Here is a 14427-nt window from a genome sequence, read left to right as displayed (position 1 = left end):
GCTCCCGGGGTTCCGCCCAAGGAGTGCTCCGGGCTTCTGCCCAAGGAGTGACTGAGGGCTGCCGACGGACTGAGACCGGCCCGTTCATGGCAACGATCACCTCATGGCCACCACGATGCACGCAGTACGGGCCCATGAGCGAGGCGGCCCGGAACGGTTCGCGTACGAGTCGGCGCCGCGGCCCGAAGCGGCGGCGGGCGAAGTGCTCGTCGCGGTCCGCGCCGCCTCCGTCACGGCAGGCGAGCTCGCCTGGGACGCCACCTGGACCGACAGTCTCGACGCGACGGGGCGCGACCGCACGCCCACCGTCCCCGCGCACGAGTTCTCGGGCGTGGTGGCCGCGCTCGGCAGTGGAGTGACCGACCTCGCGGTCGGCGACGACGTCTACGGGCTGATCCCGTTCACCCGCGACGGTGCGGCCGCCGAGTACGTCACCGTCCCCGCGGACATGCTCGCCTCCAAGCCGGCCGCGCTGGACCACGAACACACGGCGGCACTCCCGCTCGCCGCCCTCACCGTGTGGCAGGCGCTGGTGGAGCATGCCGCGCTGCAACCGGGACAGCACGTCCTGATCCACGGGGGCGCCGGAGGCGTCGGCACATTGGGCGTGCAGATCGCCGTGGCCCTGGGCGGGCGGGTGACCGCCACCTCCTCGGCGCGCGACAAGGACTTCGTCACCGGGCTCGGCGCGGAACGGGTCATCGACTACAAGGCCGAGCGTTTCGAGGACCTGGTGCGGGACGTCGACGTGGTGCTCGACCTGGTCGGCGGAGAAACCCTGGACCGGTCCTGGGCGACGTTGCGCCCGGGCGGAACCCTGGTCAGCATCGTCCAGCCGCCGGACCAGGAGAAAGCCGCCGCTCATGGAGTACGAGGCCTGTTCTTCATCGTCGTACCCGACCGGCCCGGCCTGGTGGCCATCAACGAACTGATCGACGAGGGAAAGCTCAGGCCGGTGGTGGACCGCGTGGTGCCGCTCACCGAGACACGAGCGGCCTACGAGGCGCTCGTGACGGACCATCCGCGCGGCAAGGTCGTCCTGCGTGTCGATCACGGGGGCACCTCCTGACGGCCACCAATCCGCCTGCCAGGTGGTCAGGCCCCCGCCCACCGGTCCCGGGACCCGACCTGGTGCCGGGCCCCGCCTACCAGGTGGTCACGAACCCGCCGTCGACGGTGATGTCGGAGCCGGTGATGTTGGCCGCCCGGTCGCTCGCCAGCAACAGCACCGCGTCCGCGACCTCGGCCGGCTTCGAGAACCGGCCGGTGACCGCGAGGCCCGCGGCCCGGGCGGTCACGTCCTCCGGCGCCATCCCGGTCGCCTGGGACACGGTGGCCGCAACGCCGTCGGCGCCCAGCCACAGGTCGGTCTCGACGGGGCCCGGGCTGACCGTGTTCACCCGGATCCCCTGGCCGCCCACCGCCTTGGAAACGGCCTTGGAGAAGTTCGCCAGCGCGGCCTTGGCGGCGCAGTAGTCGATCACGCCCGGGTCGGGGAACACGGCATTGACCGAGCCGATGTTGACGATCGAGCCGCGACCCTTGGCGAGCATCAGCGGCAGGACCCTCCGCGTGACGCGCACCGCGACGAACAGGTTGAGGTTCATCGTCGCCTCCCACTCCTCGTCCGTGGTGCCGAGGAACCCGCCGGGCCGCGCAGCGGCCGAACCCACGTTGTTCACGAGAATGTCGACCTGGTCCCCGGCCGCGTCGACCAGCTGCGCGGCAGCGTCGCCGTCGGCCAGATCCACCCGCACCAGGCGCACCGGTCCGCTCCGGATCAGCGCGTCGAGCTCGTCGGAAGACCTGCGCGCGGCGGCCACCACCCGGGCCCCCTCGGCCGCCAGGGCTTTCACGATCGCGAGCCCGATTCCCCTGCTCGCGCCGGTGACCAGGGCCACGCGGCCTTCCAGTCCGAGATCCACGGTGTCTCTCCCTTCGTTCGTGAGCACCTGGCCCCGGCGGCGAACCGAACCGGCTCGGCGCCGCTTTTCCACGTCTTCACGAACGTGATCGGCCACGTGCGGCACAGGCTTGAGGCAACGGGCCGCATCGCCCGTGGTCCCCGCCGCTCACACCGCCCGCATCGCGGCCGGGGCAGCGGGGCCGACGTGTGACGATCGCGGCACGACCGGCACAACTCGTACGAGTGGAGGTACCTCTCGTGCCGGGCCCGGGCCCGGGGCCGGGGCCGCAGAGCCTCCCGCCTCAGTTCAGCATCGACCGCGCCGCGTGCGCCCGGCGCCTGATCGACGCCGCCGTCGCCGGCTCCACCGCCGAGACGACGTCCGCGTACGCGTCCATCTCCGCCGCTCCCGCGAGGAATTCCCCGCACTGGACGAGGAGTTGGGCTCGTTCGAAGCGGAGACGGGCCGGGTGGGAGGGGAGCAGCAGGGAGAGGTCGACGGCCCACAGCGCGACATCCGTACGCTCCGGGCGCGCGGCCGACCAGGCGCGGATGTTGTTGAGGATGCGCAGGACGATCTGCAGCGGGCTCGCCGGGATCAGCATCGACGGGTCGAGCGGCGCGCCCGTCGCGCCCACGACGAGGAGCTCCGCGTCCGCTCCGGTCAGCAGGCGGCCGCCCGCGAAAGGGTCCGCGAGCACGGGGTTCGCCGGATCGCCGAAGCCGACGACGAAGTGGCCCGGGAGGGCGACGCCGTACACGGGCGCCCCGGCGCGGCGGGCGACCTCCAGCCAGACGACCGAGAGGAGTATCGGCAGGCCGCGACGGCGCCGCAGGACCTCGTGGAGCAGGGAGGACTCCAGACGCTGGTAGCAGCCGGGCGTGCCGTGGAAGCCGCAGCGCTCGCCGAGGAGGGCGGCCAGGGCCGCCGCCCAGGACTCGGGACCTGCGATGCCGTACGGCAGCATTCCCGCCAGCCGGTCCAGCTCCATCTGGGCGGCGTCCAGAGCGGCCTCGTCCAGCGACGGGTCCGCCTCCGTGCCCACCAGCAGGCACAGCGTCGCAAGGTCGGGCCGGTCGGCGCGGGCCTCCTCGGCGAACCGGCGCCGCCAGCGCGTTGCCTCGGGGTGTGGCGGGTGCATATGCGTCTCGTACCCGTTCAGGAAGATCGGGAGTATCGGAAATGGTGGTAGAGGTGATGAACCGCGAAACCCATCCCCTCGTACAGCGCCCGGGCCCCGCCGTTGTCCGACTCGACCTGCAGCCAGGCTGCCGACGCACCCTCGTCCAGGGCGCGGCGGGCGAGCGCCGCCATCACGGCCGTCGCCAGGCCCTGCCTCCGCCGGGCGGGGTCCACCTCCACCGCCATGAAGCCTGCCCAGCGTCCGTCGACCACACAACGGCCGATGGCCGCAGGGATCTCGGATTCGCCCGGCACGGTCGCGAACCACACAGACGGGCCGCTGCCCAGTACCTTCAGCACATGTGGGCCCGGCACAGCGAACCGCTGGTAGCGCCGGAGCCATGGCTCGTCGACGGACCGCGCGAGCCGCACCCGCGACACATCCACGTCCATGTCGCCGACCGCCGCGAGCCCGCCGACGCGCAGCTCCGCCGTCACCTCGCGCTCCCAGCCGCGGCTCTCCAGCTCCGCGCAGAGCCGCTCCTGCGTGCCCTCCGCGCCGGTCGCGGTCTGGATGTAGGGCGGAAGATCACGCTCCGCGTACCAGGCGACAATCCGTTCCAGCGCGTCGTCCAGCGGCATGCCCGGGTCGCCCAGCGCCAGCACCGAGTTCGCGCGCCGAGTGAAGCCCACCCGTCGCCCGGCCGCCACCCCTCCAGGACGCTCCCCCAGACTCCGTCCGGGGGCACCCCCATCGCGCGGAGTCTCCTGGAATGCCGCCCGCAGCTGCCATTCCCCGAGCGGCTCGCTCTCCACCGGCTGCCACGCCCGCGCGGACACCCTCGCGAGCTCCTCGAAGGACGCCGCGGGACCCCGCCGACGAGCCGGCGCGGTGGGCACGGTCTTGCCTGCGACCAGCGACGATTCCGGGATACGGACGGTCTCGCCGGTCCTGCGTGTGATCAGCAGCACACCGTTGTCCCAGGATGTGAGAACACCAACCGTGTCGGTGAACTTCTCCGACCCGGACCCCTCCTCGGCGAGCCGCCGGACCGAAACACGTTTGCCCACGTCAGCGGGGGTGATGCGGACCTCCAGACGTCCCCCGGCGGTGAATTCCACAGCTCAGTCCTCCCCTCCTGTTCGGATCATCCCCAGGAACGGAGATACTAGGGGCGGGCATCGACGACGCCGCGCTCCCGCGCAGCCCCGCGGCGAGCCGGAGATCGGACGCCGCGCCCTACGGAGGAGGAACGACAGCGTGACCTACGTCATCGCGCAGCCTTGTGTCGACGTCAAGGACAAGGCGTGCATCGAGGAGTGCCCCGTCGACTGCATCTACGAGGGCTCAAGGTCCTTGTACATCCACCCGGACGAATGCGTCGACTGTGGTGCTTGTGAGCCGGTCTGCCCGGTCGAGGCGATCTTCTACGAGGACGACACTCCCGAGGAGTGGAAGGACTACTACAAGGCGAACGTCGAGTTCTTCGACGAGCTCGGTTCGCCCGGTGGCGCCTCCAAGCTGGGCCTGATCGAGCGCGACCACCCCTTCATCGCCGCGCTTCCGCCGCAGAACGGCTGATCGCGCGACCTCGGTCCCGTACGGTACGTCCGCCGTACGGGACCGAGGCGTTTGCGCCGCCCCGCGCCGTACGTACGAGAAAGTGAGCACCGTGTCCGCCGTATCGTCCCGTCTCCCCGTCTTTCCCTGGGACAAGCTGGAGCCGTACAAAGCGACCGCCGCGGCCCACCCGGACGGCATCGTCGACCTCTCCGTCGGCACACCCGTCGACCCGGTCCCCGCGCTGATCCAGCGGGCCCTCGTCGCCGCCGCGGACTCGCCCGGCTATCCGACTGTGTGGGGGACGGCCGCGCTGCGCGACGCGCTGGTCGGCTGGTGCGAGCGACGGCTCGGGGCCGTGTCCTTCGGGCACACCAATGTGCTGCCCGTGGTGGGCTCCAAGGAGTTGGTGGCCTGGCTGCCGACCCAGCTCGGCCTGGGCGCCGGCGACAAGGTCGGGTACCCGCGCCTCGCCTACCCGACGTACGAGGTCGGCGCGCGACTCTGCGGCGCCACCCCGGTCGTGTACGACGCCGAGACAATTGCGGCCGACGCCGCGGGGACCGGACTCGACCCCGCCGGACTGAAGCTGCTGTGGCTGAACTCGCCGTCCAACCCGACCGGCCGGGTCCTGTCGAAGGACGAGCTGATCCGGATCGTCGCGTGGGCGCGCGAGCACGGTGTGCTGGTCTTCAGCGACGAGTGCTACCTCGAGCTGGGCTGGGAAGCCGAGCCCGTCTCCGTACTGCATCCGGATGTCTGCGGTGGTACGTACGAAGGCATCGTCTCCGTCCACTCGCTGTCCAAGCGCTCGAACCTGGCGGGATACCGCGCGGCCTTCGTCGCGGGCGACGCGGCCGTGCTGGGTGAGCTGCTGCAGGTCCGCAAGCACGGCGGAATGATGACGCCGGCGCCGGTGCAGGCGGCGACGGTCGCGGCGCTCGGCGACGACACGCATGTCGCGGAGCAGCGGGACCGGTACGCGGCGCGGCGCGGGGCGCTGCGCGAGGCGCTGCTGAAGCACGGCTTCCGGATCGAGCACAGCGAGGCGAGCCTCTACCTGTGGGCGACCCGCGACGAGCCCTGCTGGGACACCGTCGCGCATCTGGCGGAGCTGGGCATTCTGGTCGCGCCCGGGGACTTCTACGGGGAGGCGGGGGAGCGGTTCGTACGCGTCGCCTTCACGGCGACCGACGAGCGGGTCGAGGCGGCGGTCAAGCGCCTCGGCTGAGATCGCGCGCCAGGCCTCGTGCGGCCTCGTCAGGCATGCCGGGCCTCGCCGGGCCTCGTCAGGCATGCCGGCGTGCCGGGCATACGGGAGGGCCCTCGGGAGTTCGTGCTCCCGAGGGCCCTTCCGTGTGTGGGGTGCGTGTCCGCGTGCGGCGCGCGGTGAATCAGCCGACCAGGCCCTTCGCGGGCAGCTCGCCGACGGGCAGCGCGCTGCCCGCGTCCGGGACGCCGCCCCCGGTCAGCGACTCGACCGCGGGCGCACCCTGCGTGGTCGCGGTGGCCGCGGTCTCGCCCAGGGTGCCGGCGGCCCCACCGGCCGTCTTCTGAGCGGCGGGGACACCCGACTCGGCGGCGTCGCCGAGCGTGCTGGAGGCGGCCGGGAGGGTCGTGCCGACCACCTTGCCGCCGGCCTCGTTCGCCAGGCCGGCCGCCTGGCGCGTGGCACCGTCCGTGGCGGTGCCGACTGCGTCGCCGTCCAGCTGGGTCAGGCCGCCCAGGTCCTGGGCGGGCGCAAGCTCCGCGGCGCTTGCGGAGCCGGCCGCACCGACCACGGGAGCTGCGCCGGCTGCGACGAGCAGCGCGGCACGGGCGATCCGGCGGGTCAGGGGGAGGGACATGGTGCTCCTTCGACGAGAGAACGTTGGGGTCGTGCTGTGGTGACTGTCCGGCGATCGGACGCACTGACAACCGCTCGTGGGCCCGGGAAGGTTGCGGTGAGCTGAGGTAAAGAGTTCGTAATGCATCGCATTATCGGCTGCGGACAAAAATGGGCGAACAATGCGGGTGCGGACAGTCTGCTGAACCGTCACTTCCCTTGTGGCGCAGGGGAATTGATGAACGGCCTCGAACGGCTCCGAACAAGCCGGAAAAACATCGCCGGGATGCGCACCGAGTAACTCGGGAGAGTGGCGCCTCGGACGGTTGCGCGATGCGGAATGCGGAGTGAGGGCCGCTACGACGCGACGCGGATCCGGACCGCCCCGGCGTCCGGTGTCCCGGCGCCCGAATCCGCCGCGCGCCAGCCCTCGTCGGCCTCGTCCACGCTCCAGACCTTGCCGCCGAACGCGACCTCGGCGATCCGGAGCTCCGCGGCCTTGGCCACCGCCCAGTGGGCCAGCTCCCAGCCGCGGCGGTCCGCGCCGCCCGTGTCGCCGGTGTCCGTGGCCGCTGTCGCGTTCACCGGCACCGTCAGCTCGGCCGGGCGGGGCGCGCCCGCGCGCCCCGTGCCGCCGGCCGCGGGAAGGACCCCGGGGCCGAAGGAGCGCACGAGTTCCGAGCGGAGCTTCGCCGGGTCGCCGGGCCCCGCGGAAACGCGCGCCGTGCAGGTCAGGGAGGCGGAGGCGCGGCCGGTCAGCGCGGCGGAGAGCAGTGAGGCGTCCGGCTCGTGCTTCGCGTAGGCCTGGGGGAAGCCGCTGCGCTGGACGCGCTGGGCCGCCACCGTCAGGGGCAGCCGCGAGTAGCCGGGTACCTCGGCGAGATGGTCGTAGAACTTGCCGGCGGCGAAGACGGGGTCGCGGATCTGCTTGGCGCTGCCCCAGCCCTGGGAGGGGCGCTGCTGGAAGAGGCCGAGCGAGTCCCGGTCGCCATGGTTGATGTTGCGCAGCGCGGACTCCTGCAGGGCAGTCGCCAGCGCGATGGTGACCGCACGCTCCGGCATCCCCCGGGTCGTGCCCACCGCGGAGATCGTGGCGGCGTTGGCGGCCATCTCCGGGCTGAGCTCGTACGAGGTACCGGCACCGGAGCCCGGGCTGTCGGCGGAGCGCACCACACACCGCGGCGAGCCGCCGCCCCCGCTCACGTACTGCACGACCACGTACGCGATCAGCGCCAGCAGCACGGCGAGCGCGGCCGCGATACGGAAGAGGCGGCCGCGCCGGACGGGGGAGGCGGTCTCGGTCACGGGCCCACCGTACTGGAGGCCGGTGGCGGCCCTCCCCGGTCCTGTGCACCGGGTCGGCCGGGCCGGGCCTGTGCACCGGGGCTACGGACCGGGACCGGGACCGGAGCCGGGTCCGCGACCGGCAGCCGGACAGGCCGGGTCCCGCGACCGGTCGGCCGGAGGCCCGGCGTACGGGGCGTTAGGGTCGGGCCATGCCCGAAACCGCGCTTGACCTCACCCTGGACGCCCCGGAGCTCACCGCACGCCTGGTCGACTTCCCGTCGGTCAGCGGCGACGAGAAGGCCCTCGCCGACGCGATCGAGCAGGCGCTGCGCGCCCTCCCGCACCTCACCGTCGACCGGCACGGCAACAACGTCGTCGCCCGCACGCACCTGGGCCGCGCCGAGCGGGTCGTCCTCGCCGGGCACATCGACACCGTGCCGATCGCCGACAACGTCCCCTCCGAGCTGGACGAGAACGGCATCCTCTGGGGCTGCGGCACCTCGGACATGAAGTCGGGCGTCGCCGTCCAGCTGCGGATCGCCGCGACCGTCCCGGCGCCCAACCGCGACCTCACCTTCGTCTTCTACGACAACGAAGAGGTCGCCGCACACCTCAACGGTCTGGGGCATGTGGCCGACGCCCACCCCGAATGGCTGGAGGGCGACTTCGCCGTGCTGCTGGAGCCGTCCGACGCCCAGGTCGAGGGCGGCTGCCAGGGCACGCTGCGGGTCCATCTCCGTACGACGGGGGAGCGCGCACACTCCGCGCGCAGCTGGATGGGCTCCAATGCCATTCACGCCGTCGGGCCGATCCTGGCCCGTCTCGCCTCGTACGAACCGCGCCGCCCGGTGATCGACGGGCTCGAGTACCGCGAGGGCCTCAACGCCGTGGGGATCGAGGGCGGCGTCGCCACCAATGTCATCCCCGACGAGTGCACCGTGGTGATCAACTACCGCTACGCGCCGGACCGCAGCATGGCCGAGGCGGAGGCGCACGTCCGCGAGGTCTTCGCGGACTGCGGCGTCGCCGAGTTCACCGTCGACGACCACACGGGCGGGGCGCTGCCCGGACTCTCCCACCCGGCGGCCGCCGCCTTCATGGAGGCGGTCGGCGGCACCGCGCAGCCCAAGTTCGGCTGGACCGACGTCTCGCGGTTCAGCGCGCTGGGTGTCCCGGCGGTCAATTACGGACCCGGAGACGCGCTCTTCGCCCACAAGCGCGACGAACACGTGGCCATCGACAAGATCACGCACTGCGAGAACCGACTCCGGGACTGGCTCACCGCCTGATCTCGCCCTGGATGACCGCTCACGGTCCGATCCCGCCCTGACCGGTCGGCGATCGTTCGGCCCGCACTGACCGACCACCGGAATTTCGCTCCCGTCCATCTCCGTCGACCTACCCTGACCTCGAACGAGCACCGCAGCGGAGGGAGCAGGTCATGGGCAACCCCGACGAAGCACGGCAGCCGGAGGAACAGCGGCTGGGACCGGTGCTGCGCCGCAGAGATCAGATCCAGCCCGGCACCACGGACCAGCGCCTGCTGGACACCGAGGGGGACTCCGAGTGGGTGCACACCGATCCCTGGCGGGTCATGCGCATCCAGTCGGAGTTCGTGGAGGGCTTCGGCGCCCTCGCCGAACTGCCCAGTGCGATCAGCGTCTTCGGCTCCGCGAGGACCGCGCCCGGCACTTCCGAGTACGAAGCGGGTGTCCGTATCGGCAGGGCGCTCGTCGAGGCCGGCTTCGCCGTGATCACCGGTGGCGGGCCCGGCGCGATGGAGGCCGCGAACCGGGGCGCCCGGGAGGCCAGGGGCATCTCCGTCGGGCTCGGCATCGAGCTGCCCTTCGAGCAGGGGCTCAACCCGCACGTCGACATCGGCGTGAACTTCCGCTACTTCTTCGTCCGCAAGACGATGTTCGTGAAGTACGCGCAGGGCTTCGTCGTCCTGCCCGGAGGCTTCGGCACGCTGGACGAGCTCTTCGAGGCCCTCACCCTCGTCCAGACCCGCAAGGTGACCCGCTTCCCCATCGTGCTCTTCGGTTCGGCGTACTGGAGCGGCCTGGTGGAGTGGCTGCGTGACACCGTGGTCGCCCATGGCAAGGCGTCCGAGCGTGACCTGCTGCTCTTCCACGTCACGGACGACGTGGAAGAGGCGGTCGCGCTGGTCACGAAGGAGACCGGCCCGCCCCCGACGATCCCCTTCGAGGGCTTCGAGGCCTAAGGGCTGTCCTTAGGCCTACGGATTCCGCCCTGGTTCCGACCCTCGGGATCCGCGGCTCAGGCGAGTCCCCGGCGGGCGACCGCCGGGGGCCGGTGGCCCGCGATCGACGCCACCATGTCCAGCACCTGCCGGGTCTCCGCGACCTCGTGGACGCGGTAGACCTGCGCGCCGAGCCACGCCGACACCGCGGTCGTCGCGAGAGTGCCGATCACCCGCTCCTTCACCGGCCTGTCGAGGGTCTCGCCCACGAAGTCCTTGTTCGACAGCGAGACCAGCACCGGCCAGCCCGTCTCCACCATCTCGCCGAGCCGCCGGGTCGCCTCCAGCGAGTGCCGGGTGTTCTTCCCGAAGTCATGACCGGGGTCGATGAGGATCGCGTCCCGGCGCACACCGAGCGCCGCCGCCCGTTCGGCCAGTCGGGTCGTCACCCGCAGAATGTCCGCCATCACGTCGTCGTACGCGATCCGGTGCGGCCGGGTCCGCGGCTCCGCGCCGCCCGCGTGGGTGCACACCAGGCCCACCCCGTACCGGGCCGCCACCTCGGCCAGCTTCGGATCCACGCCACCCCACGCGTCGTTGAGCAGATCCGCGCCCGCCTCGCAGACGGCCTCGCCCACGTCGTGCCGCCAGGTGTCGACGCTGATCACCACATCCGGGAAGCGACGGCGGACCTCGGCGACGAAGCCGACCGTACGGCGCGCTTCCTCCTCGGCCGTGACCTCCTCCCCGGGACCGGCCTTCACGCCACCGATGTCGATGATGGCGGCGCCCTCGGACACCGCCTGCTCGACGCGGGCGAGTGCGGGCTCGTCGCGGAATGTCGCACCCTGGTCGTAGAAGGAGTCCGGGGTCCGGTTCACGATCGCCATGATCACCGGCTCCTGGGCGTCGAATTCACGCCGCCCCAGCCGCAGAGCCCCGCTGTGCATACCCTGCATCCGCCGTTTCCTCCTCGCGATCGTTCGCCTGCGACCTTAACTGTCGGTGGCGCATGGCACGATCGGCAGCAGACGGTTTCCTGCCCCGGGGAGAGGCTCGCTGTGTTCTGGTTCTTGCTGATCGCGATGGTCGTGGTGGTCGCCGCGGTCACCCTCGCGGTGGTCGGCGGCGGTGAGAGTGCGGTCCTTCCGGAAGCGGCGCCCGAGCAGCTGGTGGACCCGCTGCCGGTGACGCGTCCGGTGGGCCGCGCCGATGTCGAGGCACTGCGCCTGCCCGTTGCGGCGCGGGGCTACCGGATGGCGGACGTCGACGAGGTGCTCGGCCGGCTCGGCGCGGAGCTCGCGGAGCGGGACGCGCGGATCGCCGAGCTGGAGTCGGCCCTGGCCGGGCAGCAGGCGACGGCGGTCAGCCCGCCCGAGCTGTTCGACGAGCCGCAGCCGGGCCGGTTCGAGCGGCCGGAGCGGCCCGGGTTCTTCGACAAGGACCTCGCCAAGGACTTCGACGAGGACTTCGACAAGGACTTCGACGGGGAGCCCGGGCCCGGAGAGGAGCAGGAGCGATGAGCGGCGGTGCCGTTGCGGGTCCTGACGGGCGGCTGCGCTGCCCGTGGGGCCTGTCCACCGAGGAGTACGTCACGTACCACGACGAGGAGTGGGGCCAGCCGGTCCACGGGGACGACTCGCTGTTCGAGCGGCTGGCGCTGGAGGCGTTCCAGTCCGGGCTGTCCTGGATCACGATCCTGCGCCGCCGTGAGGGCTTCCGGCAGGCCTTCGCCGACTTCAAGATCGCGTCCGTGGCCACCTTCACCGATGCCGACCAGGAGCGCCTCCTCGCCGACCCCGGAATCATCCGCAACCGCGCCAAGATCGAGGCGACCCTGGCCAACGCTCGCGCGCTCGCGGACTGGCCGGCCGGCGAGCTCGACGCCCTGATCTGGTCGTACGCGCCGGACCCGGACTCCCGCCCGGCGCCGCGCACCATCGGGGACGTACCGGCGGTCACGGACGAGTCCAAGGCCCTCTCCAAGGACCTCAAGAAGCGTGGACTGCGCTTCATCGGCCCCACGACGGCATACGCGCTGATGCAGGCGTGCGGCCTCGTCGACGACCACCTGGCGGACTGCGTCGCCCGCCGGGCCGGCACGGCGTAAGGGGTGCGGTCGGGGCTCGCGCTGCCCGGGCCCGCTCCTCGAAGTGCCGGGCGGTCTCCGATGGAGCCGCCCGGCACTTCGATGGCTGGGGGTCCGGGGGTCCGGAGGTCCGGGGCAGCCCCTACCGGCCCAGGTACTTCGGCTTCTCCTTGGCGATGAAGGCCTGGACCGCGATCGCGTGGTCCTCCGATGCGCCGGCCCTGGTCTGCAGCTCGTCCTCCTTGGCCAGCGTCTCGTCGAGCGAGTGATCCGCGCCGTACGCGAGCGACTCCTTGATCGCGGCGTACGCGAGAGTCGGCCCCTCCGCCAGCGCCCGGGCCACCGCCGCCGCCTCGGCCGCGAGATCGTCGGCCGGTACGAGCTTGTTCGCGATGCCCAGGTCGTATGCCTCCTGAGCCGTGATCGACCGCGGGAACAGCAGCAGATCGGCCGCGCGGCTCGCGCCGATCAGCCGGGGCAGCGTCCAGGAGACCCCGGAGTCGGCGGTCAGCGCGACCCCGGCGAAGGAGGTCGTGAACTTCGCGGAGTCGGCGACGACCCGGTAGTCCGCGGCCAGGGCGAAGCCCAGACCCGCGCCCGCGGCCACCCCGTTCACCCCCGCCACCACCGGCTTCGGCATCTCGGTCAGGGCTCGCACGATGGGGTTGTAGTGATCACGCACGGTGTTCATCGTGTGGCTGGTACCCGACTCCTTGTCGGACACGAGCAGGGAGATGTGCTCCTTCAGGTCCTGGCCCACACAGAACGCGCGCCCCGATGCGGTCAGCAGCACCGCCCGTACGGCGGTGTCCGCGGCAGCGGCCTGCAGCGCGTCCCGAAGGGCGACCTTGGCCTCGGTGTTCATCGCGTTCATGGCCTCGGGCCGGTTGATCGTGATCGTCGCGAGTCCGTCGCTCACCTCGTACAGCACGGTGTCGGCCATGACAGGGTCCCCTTTGCGCCTCAGGCAGTGATGTCCAGCCCAGCATGGCGGAGATCGCCGAGGCCTGACATGCGCCCCGGTATGTGACCTGTGTCAAAGAATCCGAGACCCGGATTGGGCGTGCGAAGGTGAGGCGAGGGCGAAGTATCGCAGGCGGATCCCCGAAATGGGCGGTTTTGTGAAAGCGCGTTGCGCAAGCGATGCCGACTGATGTTGGTCATCGGGTCCCGCGATGCGGGATAATGGCTGGGAAGCAATGTGTTCGATGCCGGTGACGCGTGCCCATCCAGGGGGCCGTCGGCTGACGATGAGCTGGTTTCAGGAAGGGGAACGAGCATGGCGGCCATGAAGCCGCGGACGGGCGACGGCCCGCTCGAGGTGACCAAGGAGGGGCGGGGCATTGTCATGCGCGTTCCGCTCGAAGGCGGCGGTCGGCTTGTCGTCGAGCTGACTCCGGACGAGGCAGACGCCCTCGGTGACGCCCTCAAGAAGGTCGTCGGCTGACGCGGAAGCGCCCACACCTTTCCGCACTGCCCCGGCACGGCATCATGCTGCGCCGGGGCGGTGTCGTATGTGCGCCCGTACGCGCGGCGGGCTGCTGTGCGCGGTGCGCTGCGGTGGAGCGGGCCGGCCGGATCAGCCGCGGCGCACCGCGCACAGCAGCCCGTTGCCCACCGGCAGCAGCGACGGAATCAGTTCCTGGCTCTCCCGTACCGCTCGCAGCAGCTCCCGCACCCGCAGGACCTCACCGGGCTGCGCCGCCGAATCGACCGTGCGGCCGTCCGCGAAGACGCCCTCGAAGCACACAAGACCCCCAGGCCGCAGCAGGCGCAACGATTCAGCGAGACACTCCAGCGACTCCATCCGGTCGCCGTCGCAGAAGACGAGGTCGTATCCGCCGTCCGCGAGCCGCGGCAGTACGTCGAGGGCGCGGCCGGGGATGAACCGCGCCCGGTTCCCCGCGAAACCAGCGGCCCGGAACGCCTGCCGTGCGAACTGCTGGCGCTCCGGCTCGGGGTCGACGGTCGTCAGGACGCCATCGGGCCGCATACCCTGCAGCAGATAGATCCCGGAGACCCCGGTGCCGGTACCGATCTCCGCCACCGCCTTGGCGTCCGCCGTCGCGGCCAGCAGTCGCAGGGCTGCGCCGGTGCCCGGCGACACCGAGGGCAGCCCTGTCTCCCGGGCCCGCTCACGGGCCCAGCGCAGAGCTTCGTCCTCGGCGACAAAGGCGTCGGCGAACGCCCAGCTCGTCTGCCGGTTGGCGGTAATGGCCCTCTCCTGTCCCCGTAGTCGGCGCAACCGTGACTGTATCCGCTGCACCCGGGAACCCGCAGATGGGACCGGGCGTTATGAGGGGCAGGGGGAAAGGGGTGGACGGAAGACACCCGTTCCCAAATTCGCGTAAAGATTCTTATCCGGAGCTAACGGGCGAGGTGGCTATGGTAGGGACTCCACTGGACACCACCAGAGCCGACAGGGGAGGTGCG

The 14427-nt window shown here is 71.7% G+C and carries 16 protein-coding genes; 8 read left to right on the top strand and 8 right to left on the bottom strand.

Annotation, left to right across the window (positions count from 1 at the left end; all coding sequences use genetic code 11):
* The first annotated feature begins 103 nt into the window (after positions 1-103).
* Entirely contained in the window at positions 104-1069 is a 966-nt protein-coding gene (locus tag ACZ6ZQ_RS15415) for an NADP-dependent oxidoreductase (RefSeq protein ID WP_469769035.1), read from the top strand.
* A 76-nt stretch (positions 1070-1145) separates the two neighbouring features.
* Here the strand turns inward: ACZ6ZQ_RS15415 and ACZ6ZQ_RS15410 are convergent, their stop codons facing one another.
* The 3 genes from ACZ6ZQ_RS15410 to ACZ6ZQ_RS15400 all read right to left on the bottom strand — a co-directional run bounded on the left by ACZ6ZQ_RS15410 (position 1146) and on the right by ACZ6ZQ_RS15400 (position 4151).
* The gene (locus tag ACZ6ZQ_RS15410) at positions 1146-1925 is read right to left on the bottom strand and encodes an SDR family NAD(P)-dependent oxidoreductase (protein ID WP_469769034.1); all 780 of its coding nucleotides are present in this window, start codon (positions 1923-1925) and stop codon (positions 1146-1148) included.
* A gap of 283 nt (positions 1926-2208) precedes the next feature.
* Complete coding sequence (locus tag ACZ6ZQ_RS15405; protein ID WP_469769033.1) at positions 2209-3048, bottom strand: transglutaminase family protein; 840 nt, start codon at positions 3046-3048, stop codon at positions 2209-2211.
* Positions 3049-3065: 17 nt separating this feature from the next.
* Entirely contained in the window at positions 3066-4151 is a 1086-nt protein-coding gene (locus ACZ6ZQ_RS15400; protein ID WP_469769032.1) for a GNAT family N-acetyltransferase, read from the bottom strand.
* 139 nt (positions 4152-4290) lie between these two features.
* Between ACZ6ZQ_RS15400 and fdxA the strand changes: the two genes are divergently transcribed.
* Positions 4291-4611, top strand: coding sequence for a ferredoxin (fdxA, locus tag ACZ6ZQ_RS15395; protein ID WP_003985062.1), 321 nt, complete (start codon positions 4291-4293; stop codon positions 4609-4611).
* Between the two features lie 91 nt (positions 4612-4702).
* A complete protein-coding gene (gene dapC, locus ACZ6ZQ_RS15390) occupies positions 4703-5821 on the top strand; it encodes a succinyldiaminopimelate transaminase (protein ID WP_469769031.1) in 1119 nt (372 codons plus the stop codon).
* A gap of 163 nt (positions 5822-5984) precedes the next feature.
* Here the strand turns inward: dapC and ACZ6ZQ_RS15385 are convergent, their stop codons facing one another.
* Together ACZ6ZQ_RS15385 and ACZ6ZQ_RS15380 are read right to left on the bottom strand one after the other, a co-directional pair.
* The gene (locus tag ACZ6ZQ_RS15385; RefSeq protein WP_469769030.1) at positions 5985-6437 is read right to left on the bottom strand and encodes an ATP-binding protein; all 453 of its coding nucleotides are present in this window, start codon (positions 6435-6437) and stop codon (positions 5985-5987) included.
* Positions 6438-6772: 335 nt separating this feature from the next.
* On the bottom strand, positions 6773-7720 hold the full coding sequence (locus tag ACZ6ZQ_RS15380; protein ID WP_469769029.1) for a VldE C-terminal domain-containing protein: 948 nt from the start codon (positions 7718-7720) through the stop codon (positions 6773-6775).
* A gap of 191 nt (positions 7721-7911) precedes the next feature.
* Between ACZ6ZQ_RS15380 and dapE the strand changes: the two genes are divergently transcribed.
* Positions 7912-8991: a succinyl-diaminopimelate desuccinylase gene (gene dapE, locus ACZ6ZQ_RS15375; protein ID WP_469769028.1), complete on the top strand. Its 1080-nt coding sequence runs from the start codon at positions 7912-7914 to the stop codon at positions 8989-8991.
* A 152-nt stretch (positions 8992-9143) separates the two neighbouring features.
* Complete coding sequence (locus ACZ6ZQ_RS15370; RefSeq protein WP_469769027.1) at positions 9144-9926, top strand: LOG family protein; 783 nt, start codon at positions 9144-9146, stop codon at positions 9924-9926.
* A gap of 56 nt (positions 9927-9982) precedes the next feature.
* Here ACZ6ZQ_RS15370 and folP read toward each other — a convergent pair whose 3' ends face one another.
* Positions 9983-10855, bottom strand: coding sequence for a dihydropteroate synthase (gene folP / locus ACZ6ZQ_RS15365; protein ID WP_469769220.1), 873 nt, complete (start codon positions 10853-10855; stop codon positions 9983-9985).
* A 111-nt stretch (positions 10856-10966) separates the two neighbouring features.
* Between folP and ACZ6ZQ_RS15360 the strand changes: the two genes are divergently transcribed.
* Positions 10967-11428 carry a hypothetical protein gene (locus ACZ6ZQ_RS15360; RefSeq protein ID WP_469769026.1) on the top strand — a complete coding sequence of 154 codons (462 nt, stop codon included), beginning with the start codon at positions 10967-10969 and terminating at the stop codon, positions 11426-11428.
* Positions 11425-12015: a DNA-3-methyladenine glycosylase I gene (locus ACZ6ZQ_RS15355; protein ID WP_469769025.1), complete on the top strand. Its 591-nt coding sequence runs from the start codon at positions 11425-11427 to the stop codon at positions 12013-12015. The genes ACZ6ZQ_RS15360 and ACZ6ZQ_RS15355 overlap by 4 nt, the downstream gene beginning before the upstream one ends.
* A 121-nt stretch (positions 12016-12136) precedes the next feature.
* Here ACZ6ZQ_RS15355 and chcB read toward each other — a convergent pair whose 3' ends face one another.
* The gene (gene chcB, locus ACZ6ZQ_RS15350) at positions 12137-12937 is read right to left on the bottom strand and encodes a 2-cyclohexenylcarbonyl CoA isomerase (protein ID WP_469769024.1); all 801 of its coding nucleotides are present in this window, start codon (positions 12935-12937) and stop codon (positions 12137-12139) included.
* 336 nt (positions 12938-13273) lie between these two features.
* On the opposite strand from chcB, the gene ACZ6ZQ_RS15345 reads away from it, so the two are divergent.
* On the top strand, positions 13274-13441 hold the full coding sequence (locus ACZ6ZQ_RS15345) for a DUF3117 domain-containing protein (protein ID WP_003966491.1): 168 nt from the start codon (positions 13274-13276) through the stop codon (positions 13439-13441).
* Positions 13442-13573: 132 nt separating this feature from the next.
* Here ACZ6ZQ_RS15345 and ACZ6ZQ_RS15340 read toward each other — a convergent pair whose 3' ends face one another.
* Positions 13574-14239: an O-methyltransferase gene (locus ACZ6ZQ_RS15340; protein WP_469769023.1), complete on the bottom strand. Its 666-nt coding sequence runs from the start codon at positions 14237-14239 to the stop codon at positions 13574-13576.
* Positions 14240-14427: the final 188 nt, after the last annotated feature.

The sequence above is a fragment of the Streptomyces sp. NPDC053673 genome, assembly GCF_055585225.1.
Note: the sequence above shows the minus strand (reverse complement) of the source record. Positions and strands in the feature narration are given on the sequence as shown.

Excerpts from the sequence above, each read along its gene's own strand:
- ACZ6ZQ_RS15415 (WP_469769035.1), top strand. The coding sequence starts at position 104 with ATGGCCACCACGATGCACGCAGTACGGGCCCATGAGCGAGGCGGCCCG.
- ACZ6ZQ_RS15405 (WP_469769033.1), bottom strand. The coding sequence starts at position 3,048 with ATGCACCCGCCACACCCCGAGGCAACGCGCTGGCGGCGCCGGTTCGCC.
- ACZ6ZQ_RS15385 (WP_469769030.1), bottom strand. The coding sequence starts at position 6,437 with ATGTCCCTCCCCCTGACCCGCCGGATCGCCCGTGCCGCGCTGCTCGTC.
- dapE (WP_469769028.1), top strand. The coding sequence starts at position 7,912 with ATGCCCGAAACCGCGCTTGACCTCACCCTGGACGCCCCGGAGCTCACC.
- ACZ6ZQ_RS15370 (WP_469769027.1), top strand. The coding sequence starts at position 9,144 with ATGGGCAACCCCGACGAAGCACGGCAGCCGGAGGAACAGCGGCTGGGA.
- folP (WP_469769220.1), bottom strand. The coding sequence starts at position 10,855 with ATGCACAGCGGGGCTCTGCGGCTGGGGCGGCGTGAATTCGACGCCCAG.
- ACZ6ZQ_RS15355 (WP_469769025.1), top strand. The coding sequence starts at position 11,425 with ATGAGCGGCGGTGCCGTTGCGGGTCCTGACGGGCGGCTGCGCTGCCCG.
- chcB (WP_469769024.1), bottom strand. The coding sequence starts at position 12,937 with ATGGCCGACACCGTGCTGTACGAGGTGAGCGACGGACTCGCGACGATC.
- ACZ6ZQ_RS15345 (WP_003966491.1), top strand. The coding sequence starts at position 13,274 with ATGGCGGCCATGAAGCCGCGGACGGGCGACGGCCCGCTCGAGGTGACC.